Origin of the sequence: Mycobacterium interjectum (assembly GCF_900078675.2) — a bacterium.
GTDB classification, from domain to species: Bacteria; Actinomycetota; Actinomycetes; order Mycobacteriales; family Mycobacteriaceae; genus Mycobacterium; species Mycobacterium interjectum.
Genome location: NZ_LT546237.1, coordinates 1,890,289 through 1,904,780 on the forward strand (window position 1 = coordinate 1,890,289; position 14,492 = coordinate 1,904,780).

Annotated in this window: 10 protein-coding genes and 6 pseudogenes; 7 read left to right on the plus strand and 9 right to left on the minus strand. The window is 68.9% G+C overall.

Going from position 1 to position 14,492, the window contains the following annotated elements:
* Positions 1-94 precede the first annotated feature (94 nt).
* Positions 95-2,056, plus strand: a complete 1,962-nt coding sequence (asnB, locus tag BN4348_RS43375) for an asparagine synthase (glutamine-hydrolyzing) (RefSeq protein WP_066913418.1) — start codon at positions 95-97, stop codon at positions 2,054-2,056.
* Positions 2,057-2,159: 103 nt separating this feature from the next.
* On the opposite strand, the gene BN4348_RS43380 is transcribed toward asnB, so the two are convergent.
* The gene (locus tag BN4348_RS43380) at positions 2,160-3,134 is read right to left on the minus strand and encodes a carbohydrate kinase family protein (protein WP_066913421.1); all 975 of its coding nucleotides are present in this window, start codon (positions 3,132-3,134) and stop codon (positions 2,160-2,162) included.
* 186 nt (positions 3,135-3,320) lie between these two features.
* On the opposite strand from BN4348_RS43380, the gene BN4348_RS43385 reads away from it, so the two are divergent.
* Positions 3,321-3,974: an Rv0361 family membrane protein gene (locus BN4348_RS43385; RefSeq protein WP_066913423.1), complete on the plus strand. Its 654-nt coding sequence runs from the start codon at positions 3,321-3,323 to the stop codon at positions 3,972-3,974.
* A 90-nt stretch (positions 3,975-4,064) separates the two neighbouring features.
* On the opposite strand, the gene BN4348_RS43390 is transcribed toward BN4348_RS43385, so the two are convergent.
* Together BN4348_RS43390 and BN4348_RS43395 are read right to left on the minus strand one after the other, a co-directional pair.
* Complete coding sequence (locus BN4348_RS43390) at positions 4,065-4,424, minus strand: iron-sulfur cluster assembly accessory protein (protein ID WP_066913425.1); 360 nt, start codon at positions 4,422-4,424, stop codon at positions 4,065-4,067.
* Positions 4,425-4,482: 58 nt separating this feature from the next.
* Complete coding sequence (locus BN4348_RS43395; RefSeq protein ID WP_066913453.1) at positions 4,483-5,559, minus strand: glycerate kinase family protein; 1,077 nt, start codon at positions 5,557-5,559, stop codon at positions 4,483-4,485.
* 182 nt (positions 5,560-5,741) lie between these two features.
* Here BN4348_RS43395 and BN4348_RS43400 point away from each other — a divergent pair, with 182 nt between their 5' ends.
* Positions 5,742-6,422: a DUF3043 domain-containing protein gene (locus BN4348_RS43400; RefSeq protein ID WP_066913427.1), complete on the plus strand. Its 681-nt coding sequence runs from the start codon at positions 5,742-5,744 to the stop codon at positions 6,420-6,422.
* Between the two features lie 26 nt (positions 6,423-6,448).
* Positions 6,449-6,613 (plus strand): annotated as a pseudogene (locus tag BN4348_RS60820) (bifunctional adenosylcobinamide kinase/adenosylcobinamide-phosphate guanylyltransferase); the annotation flags it as partial.
* Positions 6,614-6,629: 16 nt separating this feature from the next.
* Here BN4348_RS60820 and BN4348_RS63110 read toward each other — a convergent pair.
* From BN4348_RS63110 to gcvT, 5 genes and pseudogenes are all read right to left on the minus strand, one after another.
* Positions 6,630-6,830 (minus strand): annotated as a pseudogene (locus BN4348_RS63110) (IS30 family transposase); the annotation flags it as partial.
* Entirely contained in the window at positions 6,826-7,890 is a 1,065-nt protein-coding gene (locus tag BN4348_RS43410; RefSeq protein WP_066913431.1) for an IS110 family RNA-guided transposase, read from the minus strand. The gene BN4348_RS43410 and the pseudogene BN4348_RS63110, both read right to left, overlap by 5 nt.
* 245 nt (positions 7,891-8,135) lie before the next feature.
* Positions 8,136-9,200, minus strand: a pseudogene (locus BN4348_RS43415) (IS30 family transposase); the annotation flags it as partial.
* A gap of 92 nt (positions 9,201-9,292) precedes the next feature.
* Positions 9,293-10,399, minus strand: coding sequence for a branched-chain amino acid aminotransferase (locus tag BN4348_RS43420; RefSeq protein ID WP_066913433.1), 1,107 nt, complete (start codon positions 10,397-10,399; stop codon positions 9,293-9,295).
* Between the two features lie 52 nt (positions 10,400-10,451).
* On the minus strand, positions 10,452-11,558 hold the full coding sequence (gene gcvT / locus BN4348_RS43425) for a glycine cleavage system aminomethyltransferase GcvT (protein WP_066913435.1): 1,107 nt from the start codon (positions 11,556-11,558) through the stop codon (positions 10,452-10,454).
* Between the two features lie 44 nt (positions 11,559-11,602).
* Here gcvT and BN4348_RS43430 point away from each other — a divergent pair, with 44 nt between their 5' ends.
* Positions 11,603-12,727, plus strand: a complete 1,125-nt coding sequence (locus BN4348_RS43430; protein WP_066913437.1) for an adenylate/guanylate cyclase domain-containing protein — start codon at positions 11,603-11,605, stop codon at positions 12,725-12,727.
* 5 nt (positions 12,728-12,732) lie between these two features.
* Positions 12,733-13,069, plus strand: a pseudogene (locus tag BN4348_RS43435) (M17 family peptidase N-terminal domain-containing protein); the annotation flags it as partial.
* On the opposite strand, the pseudogene BN4348_RS61490 reads toward BN4348_RS43435, so the two are convergent.
* Positions 13,058-13,654, minus strand: a pseudogene (locus BN4348_RS61490) (phytoene desaturase family protein); the annotation flags it as partial. The pseudogenes BN4348_RS43435 and BN4348_RS61490 overlap by 12 nt on opposite strands.
* Between BN4348_RS61490 and BN4348_RS43445 the strand changes: the two are divergent.
* Positions 13,584-14,423: pseudogene (locus BN4348_RS43445) on the plus strand (leucyl aminopeptidase); the annotation flags it as partial. The pseudogenes BN4348_RS61490 and BN4348_RS43445 overlap by 71 nt on opposite strands.
* Positions 14,424-14,492 lie beyond the last annotated feature (69 nt).

The window sequence follows — 14,492 nt, forward strand, 5'->3', positions numbered from 1 at the left end:
TAGACCACGCCGCTTACCCCGGCGACGAAACCCCGACGCGTCGGGGGGTGTGCGGCGCCACGGGCGGCGGCCAGGTGCGGCATACTGGGGCGCCGTGTGTGGTCTGCTGGCGTTCGTCGCGGCCCCGGCCGACAGCGCGGGCGCCGACGGGGCGGCCGCGGCCAGAGCCGACGCGGCCATCTCCCGCGCGCTGCGCCTGATGCGCCACCGCGGACCCGACGAGCCGGGCGGTTTGTTTGACCCGGATGCCGACGGGGCCGTCGTGTTCGGCTTCAACCGGCTGTCCTTCATCGACATCGCGCATTCGCATCAGCCGCTGCGGTGGGGGCCGCCGGAGGCGCCCGACCGCTACGTGCTGGTGTTCAACGGCGAAATCTACAACTACCTCGAGCTGCGCGACGAACTGGCCTCCGAGCACGGCGCCGCGTTCGCCACCGACGGCGACGGCGAGGCCATCGTCGCCGGCTACCACCACTGGGGCACCGACGTGTTGACCCGGCTGCGGGGCATGTTCGCGTTCGCGCTGTGGGACACCGTCACCCGCGAATTGTTCTGCGCCCGTGATCCGTTCGGCATCAAGCCGCTCTTCATGGCCACCGGCACCGGCGGCACCGCGGTGGCCAGCGAGAAGAAATGCCTGATGGACCTGGCCGGCCTGATCGGGTTCGACACCGCCATCGATGAACGGGCCGTGCAGCACTACACGGTCCTGCAGTACGTCCCGGAGCCCGAAACCCTGCACCGCGGGGTGCGCCGGCTGGAATCGGGCTGCTACGCCCGCATCCGGCCCGGGACGGCGCCGCAGATCAGCCGGTACTTCGTGCCGCGATTCGCCGCCACGCCGATCACCGGCGACGCCGAACAGGCCCGCTACGACGAGATCACCGCGGTGCTCGAGGACTCGGTGGCCAAGCACATGCGCGCCGACGTCACCGTCGGGGCGTTCCTGTCCGGGGGCATCGACTCCACCGCGATCGCGGCGCTGGCCATCCGGCACAACCCCAGGCTGATCACGTTCACCACCGGCTTCGAGCGCGAAGGGTTCTCCGAGATCGACGTCGCGGTGGCCTCGGCCGAGGCGATCGGCGCCCGCCACATCGCCAAGGTCGTCAGCCCGGACGAATTCGTCGCCGCCCTGCCCGAGATCGTCTGGTACCTCGACGAGCCGGTCGCCGACCCGGCGCTGGTGCCGCTGTTCTTCGTCGCCCGCGAGGCCCGCAAGCACGTCAAGGTGGTGCTGTCCGGCGAGGGCGCCGACGAGCTGTTCGGCGGCTACACCATTTACCGGGAGCCATTGTCGCTGAAGCCCTTTGACTACCTGCCTCGGCCGCTGCGGCGGTCGATGGGCAAGGTGTCCAGGCCGCTGCCGGAGGGCATGCGCGGCAAGAGCCTGCTGCACCGCGGATCGCTGACCCTCGAGGAGCGCTACTACGGCAACGCCCGCAGTTTCTCCGACGCGCAGTTGCGGGACGTGTTGCCCGGGTTCCGCGACGAGTGGACCCACACCGACGTCACCGCGTCGGTGTACGCCGAGTCGGCCGGCTGGGACCCGGTGGCCCGCATGCAGCACGTCGACCTGTTCACCTGGCTGCGCGGCGACATCCTGGTCAAGGCCGACAAGATGACGATGGCCAACTCGCTGGAGCTGCGGGTCCCGTTCCTGGATCCCGAGGTGTTCGCCGTCGCGTCGCGGCTGCCGGTCGAGGCCAAGATCACGCGCACCACCACCAAGTACGCGCTGCGGCGCGCGCTGGAGCCGATCGTTCCCGCGCATGTGCTGCACCGGCCCAAGCTCGGCTTCCCGGTGCCGATCCGGCATTGGCTGCGCGCCGGCGAACTGCTGGAGTGGGCCTACGCGTTGGTGGACTCGTCGCAGGCCGATCACCTGGTCGACCGGGACGCGGTGCGCCGGATGCTCGACGAGCACCGAAGCGGCGCAAGCGATCACAGCCGCCGGCTGTGGACGGTGCTCATCTTCATGCTGTGGCACGCGATCTTCGTCGAGCACAGCGTGGTGCCGCAGATCAGCGAGCCCGTCTACCCGGTCCAGCTCTAGCACGAACTTCTGCGAGCAGGCGCAGAAGCGCACGCCAAGGGCTCGCGCTCTGCGATTCTGCGTCTGGTGGCCGGGCAGGGCCCGGCGAACCCCGCCGGGGGAACTAAGCGAGCACCGCGGCGATCTCGCCGGCCGCGTCCTCGCCGTAGGCGCCGGCCAGCCGGGACTTCGCCACCTCGTGGTCCCACACCCACTCCTGCGTCCCGGTGGACTCCAGTACCAGCACGGCCACCAGCGAGCCCAGCTGCGCCGAACGCTCGAGGCTCAGGCCCGCGCTGCGCCCGGTCAGGAAGCCGGCCCGGAACGCGTCGCCGACGCCGGTGGGGTCGGTCTGGCTGGTCTCGGGTACCACGTCGACGTGCGTGGTCGTGCCGTCGCGCTCGACGATGTCGACGCCCTTGGCGCCCAGGGTCGTCACCCGTAGCCCGACCTTGCCCTGCACGTCGGCCTCCGACCAGCCGGTCTTGGACAGCATCAGCTCCCACTCGTAGTCGTTGGTGAACAGGTAGGCGGCACCATCGACGAGCTTGTCGATGTCTGCCCCGGACAGGCGGGGCAGCTGCTGGGACGGGTCGGCGGCAAACGGCAAGCCGAGCTTGCGGCACTCTTCGGTGTGCACCACCATCGCGTCGGGGTCGTTGGCCCCGATGATGACCAGGTCCGGCTTACCCACCGACGACACCACGTCGGCGAGCTTGATGTTGCGGGCCTCGGACATGGCGCCCGGGTAGAACGACGCGATCTGGGCCATGTCGACGTCGGTGGTACAGGTGAAGCGCGCGGTGTGCGCGGTCTGCGAGATCAGGACGTTGTCGCAGTTGACGTTGTGCGACACGAGCCATTCGCGGTAGTCGGCGAAGTCGTCGCCGGCCGCACCGACCAGCGCGACGTCGCCACCCAGCACGCCGATGGCGAAGGCGATGTTGCCCGCCACCCCGCCGCGGTGAATGACCAGGTCGTCGACGAGGAAGCTGAGCGACACCTTCTGCAGATGCTCGGGCAGCAGCTGCTCGGAGAAGCGGCCGGGGAACCGCATCAGATTGTCGGTCGCAATCGAACCTGTCACCGCGATCGTCACGAAATCTCCATCCGTCGTTAGTAAGGTTATCTAGCTTACTCAGGCGCATCAGGCGTCGTCGCCTCACGGTCCGGGCAAACTCGTGCGCTAGCCTGCCTAGGGAAATGAGACGTCGCCGGGCCGCCGGCTCGGGCCCGTCCAGGCCCGGCACGTTCATGGTCCCGACCACCACCGTAGGAGAACCACATGGCAGGTCCGCACCCGCCGGACCGCACCGTCGGCGCCACCGGACCAACGCCCCACGCCGAGTCCCGGCCGCTCGAGTTCCCCAGCGAGCCTCCGGCCGGCGCCCCGCCGACCCACCACGCGGCCAATTACGGCGGCCAACCGCCGCCGGTCCCCTACCCGACGGGACGGCCCAGGCGGCGGCTGCTCATCGGCGTGCTGATGGCCGTCGCGCTGGTCGCCGCGACGACGCTGGCGATCGCCTACGGGGTTCGCACCAACGGGGCCAATACCGGCGCCTCGTTCTCCGAGGGCGCGGCCAAGACGGCGATTCAGGACTACCTGGACGCCCTCGAGCACCGGAATATCGACGTCATCGTTCGCAACGCGCTGTGCGGCATGTACGACGCGGTTCGCGACAAGCGGTCCGACGTCGCGCTGGCCAAGATGAGCAGCGACGCCCTGCGCAAGCAGTTCTCCGACGTGGAGCTCATGTCGGTCGACAAGATCGTCTACCTGTCGCAATACCAGGCGCAGGCGCTGTTCACCATGCGGGTGTCGCCCGCGGACGGGAGCCCGGCGCGCAGCGACGTGCAGGGCATGGCCCAGCTGCTATTTCAGCGCGGCCAGATCATGGTGTGTGCATATGTGCTGCGCACCGGCGGCTCGTACTAGGGGCGATCGCGAGGGCGGCGAGGCCGGGCGTGGGGGTACCCCCGCGGAGCTGGGGGCAAGTCGCCGCGATCGGGATGAGCGGCCCGCCGATCAGTTGAACGAGTCCCCGCAGGCACACGAACCGGTGGCGTTGGGGTTGTCGATGGTGAAGCCCTGCTTCTCGATGGTGTCGACGAAGTCGATGGACGCGCCTTCGACGTAGGGCGCGCTCATCCGGTCCACCGTCAGCGTCACGCCACCGAACTCCGCGGTCAGGTCGCCGTCCAGCGACCGGTCGTCGAAGAACAGGTTGTAGCGCAGCCCCGCGCATCCGCCCGGCTGGACCGCGATGCGCAGCGCCAGGTCGTCACGGCCCTCCTGGTCCAGCAGGGACTTCGCCTTGGCGGCGGCGGCTTCGGTCAGGATCACGCCATGCGTCTTGGCGGTCGTCGACTCGTTTTGCACCGTCATTGCTTCTCCTACGTAGCTCATGGTCGGGCGCGACCCACACCGGGGACGACCCACTGCCTCAACGGTACATTGCGGGACCGCTATTCCCGAGTCGCGCCGCGACCTCGGAGGCCAAACCCATCAGCTGGTTGGCCGCGTCGGCCTGTGCCAACCGCACCGAACCGGCGTAATCGGCGATGGACAGGGCCGACATGATGCCCGACGAGCGCACCGCGGAATTCTCCAGCCCGACCTGGCCGGCGAGCACGATCACCGGAATTCCCAGCGGACCGGCCGATTCCGCGAGGCAGCCGACCACCTTCCCGTGCAGGGACTGCTCGTCGAAGCGGCCCTCACCGGTGACGATCATGTCCGCGGTTTCGAGATCGTCGGCCAGGTGGGTGTGCTCGGCGATGATTTCCGCGCCCAATTCACACCGGCCGCCGAGCGCCAACAGCCCCGCGCCGAGACCACCGGCGGCGCCCGCGCCCGGCTCCGAGCTCACGTCCCGGCCGGCCGCCGCTTCCAGTTCGATCGCCCACGCCTCGAGGCGGGCCTCGAGCGCGGCGACCGTGGCCGTGTCCGCGCCTTTCTGCGGGCCGAACACCCTGGCCGCCCCCCACGGCCCCAACATCGGGTATTCGGTGTCGGTGGCCGCGATCAGGTCCACGTTGGTCATCGCGCGCTGAGCCTCTTTCAGCCCGCCCAGCTGGGCGATCATGCCCTTGCCGCCGTCGGTGCAGGCGCTGCCGCCCAACCCGACGACGATGCGGCGGGCCCCGGCCCGCAGCGCCTCGGCGATGAGCTGCCCGACGCCGCTGGTGTCGGCCGCCAGCGCCGTTTCCGGGGTGGGAGCACCGTCGAGCAGCGCGAGACCGCACGCCTGCGCACACTCCAGATAGGCGGTCGACGAGCGGCGGTCGAAGACCCAGTCGGCCTGCACCGCGGTGTTCAGCGGCCCGCTCACCGTCACCCGCCGCCGCTGCCCCAGCCGGCCGGCCAGCACCTCGATGAAGCCCGGTCCGCCGTCCGACTGCGGGGCGACGATGAACCGATCGCCGGGCCGCGATCGCGTCCAGCCGGTCGCGATGGCGGCGGCGGCCTGCACGGCGGACAAGCTGTCCCCATAGCAATCCGGGGCGACCAAAACCTGCATGGCCGGCAGCCGCAGACGGCCCGGTGCGAGGCCGTCATCCGAGGCCATCGTGCCGTCGTCCATCACAGGTAGCCATTCATCACAGTCAAGCGTAGGTGCACGCGTCGCGCTGGCGCATGGGTAATAGCGACGCGGTGCGGGGCCGTGACCGGGTGATCCCCCCGGGAAGTAACCTTGGCACTGTGAAGCTGATGGGCCGCAAGAAGGGCCAGGACGACGACCTCGACGGGTCCGCCGAGGTGACCGCGGACACCGACGCCGGCTCCGCGGATACCGCGGCGCGCCGGACCGGCCCCAAGGGCCGGCCCACCCCCAAGCGCAGCGAGGCCCGGCGCAACCCGAGGAAGGGCCCGGTCGCGCCGGCACCCATGACCGCATCCGAGGCGCGGGCCCGCCGGAAGTCGCTGGCCGGCCCCAAACTCAGCCGCGAGGAGCGTCGCGCCGAGCGGACCGCCGGCCGCGCGCGCATGACGGATCGCCGCGAGCGCATGATGGCCGGCGACGAGGCATACCTGTTGCCGCGCGATCAGGGGCCAATCAAGCGCTACGTGCGCGACGTGGTGGACTCCCGCCGCAACCTGCTCGGCCTGTTCATGCCGGCGACGATGCTGTTGCTGTTCGCGTCTTTCGGCGTCGCGCAGCTACAGTTCTACGCCTCCCCGGCGATGCTGGTGTTGATGGTCGTGATGGGCGTCGACGGGGTCCTGCTGGGGCGCAAGGTCAGCAAGCTGGTGGACGCGAAGTTCCCCGACAACACCGAAAGCCGTTGGAAACTAGGCATTTACGCCGCCGGCCGGGCCTCGCAGCTGCGCCGGATGCGGGCGCCCCGGCCCCAGGTCGAGCGCGGCAGCAGTGTTGACTAAGCGGCGCCCGAAGGCCGCCTGATCCGGTGCGCACCCTGGTGCTCGGCGGGATCAGGTCCGGGAAGTCCCGCTGGGCCGAGGAAGCCATCGCCACGTCGCTGCCGCCCGGCGAGCCGGTCCGGTACCTGGCCCCCGCGCCGGCGGACGGCGCCGGCGCGGACTGGGCGGACCGAGTCGCGCGGCACCGCGACCGNTGGGCCGGTGAATTCAGGGTTTGGTTGCAACAGTGGTTGTTGTCGGGTTTGACAGTAGTCGGTTGAGGACTTGGGCTGGTGTGTCGAATCCGAAGCGTTCCCGTGGCCGATTGTTGAGTTGCAGGGCGACGTAGTCCAGGTAGTCGCTGCTGTAGATCGATACGTCGGTGCCCTTGGGGAAGTATTGGCGTAGTAGGCCGTTGATGCTTCTATGTCAACGCGAGCGGTTGGTATCTGGTGATCTGGTGCTGCCAGGAAGCTTGATCAGTGTGCATAGCTCGGTAGATCACATCGACAAGGTGGCGTTTGAGGATACGTCTGGCGCCACGGGCGCCCTTCACGGGCTCCTGGCGTGCGATGAGGTGTTGGGCGGCCGGACTGAAGCGCTTCTGCACGATGGCGGCGGTGTAGAGGACGCTGTTGAGGCGGCGGTTCCCTCCCCGGTGAAGGCGGTGACGTTCCTCGTCGGACGAATAGACCGGGATTGGAGCGCAGCCGGTGTAGCGGGCCAGTTTGGCCGAGCTTGAAAACCGTGTGATGTCACCGATTTCGGCGAGCAACACCGCCGCAGAGTTATGGCTGATCCCGGTGATTGCCAGCAAGTTGGGCGCGAGGGGGCTGACGAGCTCTTTGATCATGGCGTCGAGATCATGGATACGTTGGTTGACCTCAGCGAGCTCGCTGATCATCTCGACGATCACATGACGGACGTGGGCGCCCACCTGCACGGCGTCGAGTCGTGCGGTCAGCGTCACCAGAGCCTTGGTCCGCGCCAGATCGCCCGGCGTGTGGTCAAGCCATAGATGCGATTGCGCCTTGAGCTGGTTAATCATCGTGGTCCGACGTTTGACAAGGTCCGAACGGTAGTCAGTTAAAACACGGAGTTCACGAATCCGCTCATCAATGTGGTGGCGGGTCAGATCCGGTGTCGCGATCGCGGCATGTGCTGCCGCAATGGCGTCGATGACATCCGATTTGGAGCCCGTAGCGGCGTGCAACTTGCGATGCGCGGCGGTCAGCCGGCTGGGAACCCCTACCACCTCTTGACCGGCAAGCAGCAGTCCATCGGCCAACCGGCGGGCGAAGCCGCGACCGTCTTCGACGGCCCAGGTCACCGACTTGCTGTCCGTGATTGAGCGGATCCATGTGAGTAGCGCGATAATCAGCAGCCCGTCGTTTTTCACGGTCAGCGGCTTGCCAATGCGATTACCGCGAGCATCGACTGCCACCGCGACATGGACACGCTTGTGTGGGTCGATCCCTACTGTCACCATCGAAACGTCCCTTCGTTCAATCGGGTGACGGGACGATGGCGAGGGCTCTGCCCGGTGGACAGACCTATTGCGAGTTGACGGCTCAGCAGGCTTCTATCAGGTCACACCGGTCAGGGCACTCGCCCCTAGGCTGCCGTGGACAAATCAACGGGAAGCCATGTGCGGCACGTGTTTTCCGAGTCACCCAGCAGCCCACCGGATTGACTCCCGTCGAAGCCGTCCGGCCTTAACACTGTGCACCAATAGGTGTTTTCGTTGCTGCCGCGCTGCCATGGCGAGTGGGGATCACAAAAGTAGATCGGCATGTCGGTGGCCATGGTGATGTGGGCATGATGAGCCATTTCGAGGCCTTGATCCCAGGTTAAAGTCCGACGCAGGGCCGCCGGCAGGCGGCGCATCGTGTCGATCATGGCCTGGGCGACGACGGTGGGGTGACGGCTGTCGGGCAGGTGGAGCAGCAGCACAAAGCCGCTGGAACGCTCAACGAGGGTGCCGATCTGCGAGCGCTGGTCTTTGCCCACGATGAGGTCGCCTTCCCAGTGCCCGGGCACCGCGCGGTCTTCTACTTCGGCGGGCCGCTCGGCGATGGTCACCATGTCAGGAATGCGGGTGCGCCGAGCTGAGGCCGAACGGTGCGGCTTGCGCAGCGCCCGCCCAGTGCGCAGGCACTTGGTCAACTCCCGGCGCAGCTCGCCGCGTCCTTGCACGTAAAGGGCCCGGTAAATGGTTTCGTGGGACACCCGCATCTCCGGATCATCAGGAAATGTCCGGGCCAGCACACCGGCGATCTGGCGAGGACTGTGTTTGTCGTTGAGCCGTTGTTCGACAACAGCACGCAACGGCTCACAACGCCCAATCTTGCCCATTTTGGGGCGACGTGCCCGCGCCTGGCTGCGGGCTTGCGCGATATGAGCCTGATAGCTCACCACAGCATCCCAGCCGCCGCGGTTGGCCCCGAACCGGTGCAACCGTCGATACCGGCCAGTGGACCCACGTCCTCCACCATTGATCGCGATTTCGCGCATCACCGTGGAGGGATGGCGCCCCAACTCCATGGCGATCGCCCGAATCGACTTCTTCGCGGCCACCCCGACCATGATGATTTCGCGTTCGGCAATGCTCAGCCGCGGCCGCAGCCGTCCGACCGGATCCGTTAACTGAGGGTTCACCCCGCCACGATCCCGAAACCATTGCCGCGCGCAGCTTCCCGACACGCCAAGCATCGGCCCAGCATCGGTGGGTGTCATTCCCGCACCAATTAACCGCCAGAACCTGCGCTCAACCGAAACCGCGACCCCATAACTAGCCATCAACACTCCCGAAATCACGAAGTGTTGCAACCACCCCTAGAACTCAAGACCCGAACGTGACTGCAGCGTCACGGTGGGGTACAAGGCCGGCTCTAGCCCAGCCGGGACATCCAGCCGTGCGTGTCCGCGAAGGTGCCCCGCTGAATACCGGTCAGCGTGTCGCGCAGCGCCATCGTCACCTCGCCGGGCTGCCCGTCGGCGATGGTGAATTCGGTGTCGCCGTACTTGACCCCCGAAACCGGGGTGATGACGGCGGCGGTGCCGCAGGCGAACACCTCGGTGATCTCGCCGGCGGCGGCCTTCTTCTGCCACTCGTCGATGTCGATCCTGCGCTCCTCGACCGAGAACCCGGCATCGATGGCTAACTGCAGCAACGAATCTCGGGTGATGCCGGGCAGCAGCGAGCCGGACAGCTCCGGGGTGACCAGCCGCGCCGATCCGCCGCTGCCGAAGACGAAGAACAGGTTCATCCCGCCCATCTCTTCGATGAAGCGGCGCTCGACGGCGTCCAGCCATACCACTTGGTCGCAATCGTTTTCGGCGGCTTGAGCCTGGGCCAGCAGCGAGGCGGCGTAGTTCCCGCCGAACTTGGCCGCACCGGTGCCGCCGGGGCTGGCCCGCACGTATTCCGTCGACACCCACACGGTGACGGGGCTGATGCCGCCCTTGAAGTAGGCGCCGGCCGGCGAGGCGATCAGCAGGTAGCGGTACTGCTTGGCCGGCCGCACACCCAGTCCCGGCTCGGTCGCGAAGATGAACGGCCGCAGGTACAGCGCCTCCTCGCCGCCGGTCCGCGGCACCCAGGCCTTGTCGACAGCGACGAGCTGGCACAGGGATTCGACGAACAGGCTCTCGGGCAGCTCGGGGATCGCCAGCCGCCGCGCCGACGAACGCATCCTGGCCGCGTTGGCCTCCGCCCGAAACGACACGACCGAGTCGTCGGCCCAGCGGTATGCCTTGAGCCCCTCGAAGACCTCCTGCGCGTAGTGCAGCACGATCGCCGACGGGTCCAATTCGATCGGGCCGTAGGGGATGACGCGCGCGTCGTGCCAACCTTGGCCCTCGTCGTAGTCGATCGACACCATGTGGTCGGTGAAGTATTTGCCGAAACCCGGCTCCGCCAGGATCGATTCACGTTCTGCGTCGGTTGCCGGATTAGCCGCGCGCAGAACCGTGAACTCGAGTGAGCCGCTGGTCATGGGGCCGATTCTATATCCGCGCGCCAATGGGTTTTTCTCACGTGAACCCCGGCTAACGCGTTTTCACGGCGACGAAGGGCGGGCGCACGACCTTGCACTCGACCGCGCGCCCGCGGACGTCGACGGTGATGTGCTGGCCGTCGTCGATCCCGGCGTCCGTGTCGATCAACGCCAGCCCGATCCCGGCCTGCAGCGTCGGCGAGAACGTCCCGGAGGTGGTGACCCCGACCGGCGTCCCGCCGGCCAGCACCGTCAACCCGGGACGCAACACCCCGCGGCCGATCATCCGCAGCCCGCGCAGCAGCCGCCGCGGTCCGGCTTGTTTCTCGGCCAGCAGCGCGTCGCGGCCGAAGAACGCGTCCTTTTTCCAGCCGACCGCCCAGCCGCAGCGGGCCTGCAACGGCGAGATGTCGAGCGAAAGTTCGTGCCCGTGCAGCGGATAGCCCATCTCGGTGCGCAGCGTGTCGCGCGCGCCGAGGCCGGCCGGCTCTCCCCCGGCGGCCGTCACCGCCGCGATCAGCGCGTCGAACACCACACCCGCGGAATCCCACGGCGGCAGCAGCTCATAGCCGTGCTCGCCGGTGTAGCCGGTGCGGCAGACGCGGACCGGCACTCCCGAGTAGGTGGCATCGACGTAACCCATGTAATCCATGTCTGCCGGCAGCCCCAGCTCGCCGAGCACGTCGGCCGATCGCGGGCCCTGCACGGCCAGCACCGCGTACGAGCGATGCTCGTTGGTGATGGTCAGCCCGGGCCCCAAACCGGCCTCAGCCGCCGTCCGCAGCGCCTCGACCACCGCGGCCGTGTTGGCGGCGTTGGGCACCAGGAAGATCTCGTCGTCGCCGACGTAGTAGGCGATCAGGTCGTCGATGACACCGCCGGATTCGGTGCAGCACAGGGTGTATTGCGCCTGACCCGGGCCGATGCGGCCCAGGTCGTTGGTGAGCGCGGCGTTGACGAACCCGGCGGCGCCCGGCCCGCGCACCAGCGCCTTGCCGAGGTGGCTGACGTCGAACAGGCCGACCGCGTTGCGCGTGGCGTTGTGTTCGCTGACCGTGCCGGCGTAGTACACCGGCATCGACCAGCCGCTGAACTCGGCGAAGTTGGCGCCCAGGTCGCGATGGCGGTCGTCCAGCGGTCCGTGCTGTAGCTCCGTCACGACGCCTTACCCTAATCGGCTCCGCTGCTGGCACACTTGGGCAGGTGTCCGATCCGCTGGACTTCGACGAGCTCGAGGCCGCGGGCGTCGCGAACCCCCGGGAGCGGGCCGACCTGATCAAGTACCTGCACGGGCTGGGTTTCACCGTCGACGACATGGCGGAGGCCGAGCGCCGCGGGCGGCTGTTCGGGCTGGCCGGCGACGTCCTGGCGTGGACGGGCCGCCCGGTCTACACGCTGCAGTCCGCCGCCGAACGACTCGGCCTGTCCGCCGATGACGTGGCGCGCGCGTGGGCGTCGCTCGGCCTGACCGTCGCCGGTCCCGACGTTCCGGCGCTGAGTCAGGCCGACGTCGACGCGCTGTCGACCTGGGTGGGGCTCAAAGCGGTGGTGGGCGAGGACGGGGCGCTCGGCATGCTGCGGGTGCTCGGCGCCGCGATGGCCCGGCTGGCGGAGGCCGAGTCGTCGGTGCTGCGGGCCGGGACGCCGGACATCCAGATGAACTACACCCACGACGAGCTCGCCACGGCGCAGGCGTACCGGTCGGTCGCCGAGTTCGTGCCCCGCATCGGGGCCCTGATCGACGTCGTGCACCGCCATCACCTGACCAGCGCGCGCACCTACTTCGAGGGCGTGCTGCGCGACACGTCGGCGAGCGTGGTGTGCGGCATCGGTTTTGCCGACCTGTCCAATTTCACCGCGCTGACCCAGGCGCTGACGCCCGCGCAGCTCTCGGACCTGCTCACCGAGTTCGGCGCCACCGTCGGGGACGTGGTGCACGCCGACGGCGGCCGGGTGGTGAAGTTCATCGGCGACGCCGTGATGTGGGTGTGCTCCTCGCCCGAGCGGCTCGCGCGGGCGGCGGTCGATCTCGTCGACCATCGGCGGGCGCGCGAGGCGGGCCTGGGCGTGCGCGCCGGTCTCGGATACGGCGCGGTGCTGGCCATCAACGGCGACTACTTCGGCATCCCGGTGAACCTGGCCGCCCGCCTGGTGGCTTCCGCGGCGCCCGGGCAGATCCTCATCGCGTCGGAGCTTCACGACGAGTTGCCGGACTGGCCCACGGTCCCCCACGGCCCGTTGACGCTCAAGGGTTTTGACGGCCCGGTGGCCGCCTTCGAACTGCACGGGCGGGGCACTGCCCAGGAAACTCCCGGCGCCGGTGACTAGGGTGGTTGCCCGTGACCACCACAGAACCTGGCTACCAAGCCCCCACCGTCAACGTCGCCGCCGCGCTGCCCAAACGCAACGTGGGTTCCGCCGTATTGGTGGTCCCGGTCGTCTCGGCCGGCGACGAGGACAAGCCGGGCGCGGTCGTCTCGGCGGCCGGGCCGTTCCTGTCCGCCGACGCGGTCGCCGAGATCGAGTCCGGCCTGAAGGCGCTCGAGGCCACCGGCGGCAGCGAGCAGGTGCACCGGCTGGTCGTGGCGTCGCTGCCGGTGGCCAGCGTGCTGACGATCGGGCTGGGCAAGCCGCGCCCCGAATGGCCGGCCGACGTNCGTTCAGCGCGCCCAGATGCAGGTTGGCGTCGCTGGCCTCCAGGTCCGATGGGCGTTGCACGAACCGGTCGATCACCGCCGCGCCGAAGCCGGGCGCGTGCTCCTCGATGACGTGATCCACCGACTTGGCGAGGCGCTCGGCCGCGGCGTCGTCAGCCACGTCGCGCGGCAAATGGGTGTAGGCCCACACACTTTCGGTACCCTCCGGCGATCGGCTCGGATCCGCCGTGGTGGTCTGGCCCAACAGCAGGAACGGGCGCTCGGGCACCACCCGGGTGTTCAGGTCGGCCATCCAGCGCACCAGCCCGTCGCCGTCGGCACCCAGGTGGACGGTGCCCACGTCCCGCAGGTTCTCCGATCGCCACGGAATGGGGCCGTCGAGCGCGTAGTTGACCTTCACCACCGGCGGATCCCAGCCGTAGTGCTCGAGCTCGCGGCGCAGCCCGGCCGGGACCGCGTCCGCGGGCAGCATGTCGCAAAACAGCCGCGGCGCGGTCACGTCGGCCACGACCGCCCGGCGGGCCCGAACNTACGGCGGGGTGATCGGTGTCGGCCAGGGCTCGTCGCGCCCGCCGCGGCTGGTGCGGCTCACCCATCGCGGCTCCAAGCTCGCCAAGAAACCCAAGCAGGCCAAAAAGGTGGCGCTGGTGGGCAAGGGCGTCACGTTCGACACCGGCGGCATCTCGATCAAGCCGGCGGCGTCGATGCACTACATGACCTCGGACATGGGTGGCGCGGCCGCGGTCATCGCGACCGTCGCGCTGGCCGCGCAGCGGCAACTGCCGATCGACGTGATCGCCACGGTGCCGATGGCCGAGAACATGCCGTCGGCGACGGCGCAGCGCCCCGGCGACGTGCTGACCCAGTACGGCGGAACCACCGTGGAGGTGCAGAACACCGACGCCGAGGGCCGGCTCATCCTGGCCGACGCCATCGTGCGGGCCTGCGAGGACAACCCGGACTACCTGATCGAGACGTCCACGTTGACCGGCGCGCAGACGGTGGCCCTGGGAGCCCGCATCCCCGGCGTGATGGGCAGCGACGAGTTCCGCGACCGGGTGGCCGCGATTTCGCAGCGGGTGGGCGAGAACGGCTGGCCGATGCCGCTGCCCGACGAACTCAAGGACGACCTGAAGTCCGCGGTGGCCGACCTGTCCAACATCAGCGGGCAGCGCTTCGCCGGCATGCTGGTGGCGGGGGTGTTCCTGCGCGAGTTCGTCGCCGACGGCGTGGGCTGGGCGCACATCGACGTGGCCGGCCCGGCGTACAACACCGGCAGCCCGTGGGGGTACACGCCCAAGGGCGGCACCGGTGTGCCGACCCGCACGATGTTCGCCGTGCTGGAGGACATCGCCGAGAACGGCTAGTTCGTCAGCAACGAGAAGACGGCCCGCCTGAACTGGCGGCGCGGCCAACCCGTCACGGCCCCGGCGGCC

Bases quoted from the DNA above. Each gene is read 5' to 3' on its own strand.
- BN4348_RS43385 (WP_066913423.1), top strand. From the start codon at position 3,321: ATGGCAGGTCCGCACCCGCCGGACCGCACCGTCGGCGCCACCGGACCA.
- BN4348_RS43390 (WP_066913425.1), bottom strand. From the start codon at position 4,424: ATGACGGTGCAAAACGAGTCGACGACCGCCAAGACGCATGGCGTGATC.
- BN4348_RS43395 (WP_066913453.1), bottom strand. From the start codon at position 5,559: ATGCAGGTTTTGGTCGCCCCGGATTGCTATGGGGACAGCTTGTCCGCC.
- BN4348_RS43410 (WP_066913431.1), bottom strand. From the start codon at position 7,890: ATGGTGACAGTAGGGATCGACCCACACAAGCGTGTCCATGTCGCGGTG.
- BN4348_RS43420 (WP_066913433.1), bottom strand. From the start codon at position 10,399: ATGACCAGCGGCTCACTCGAGTTCACGGTTCTGCGCGCGGCTAATCCG.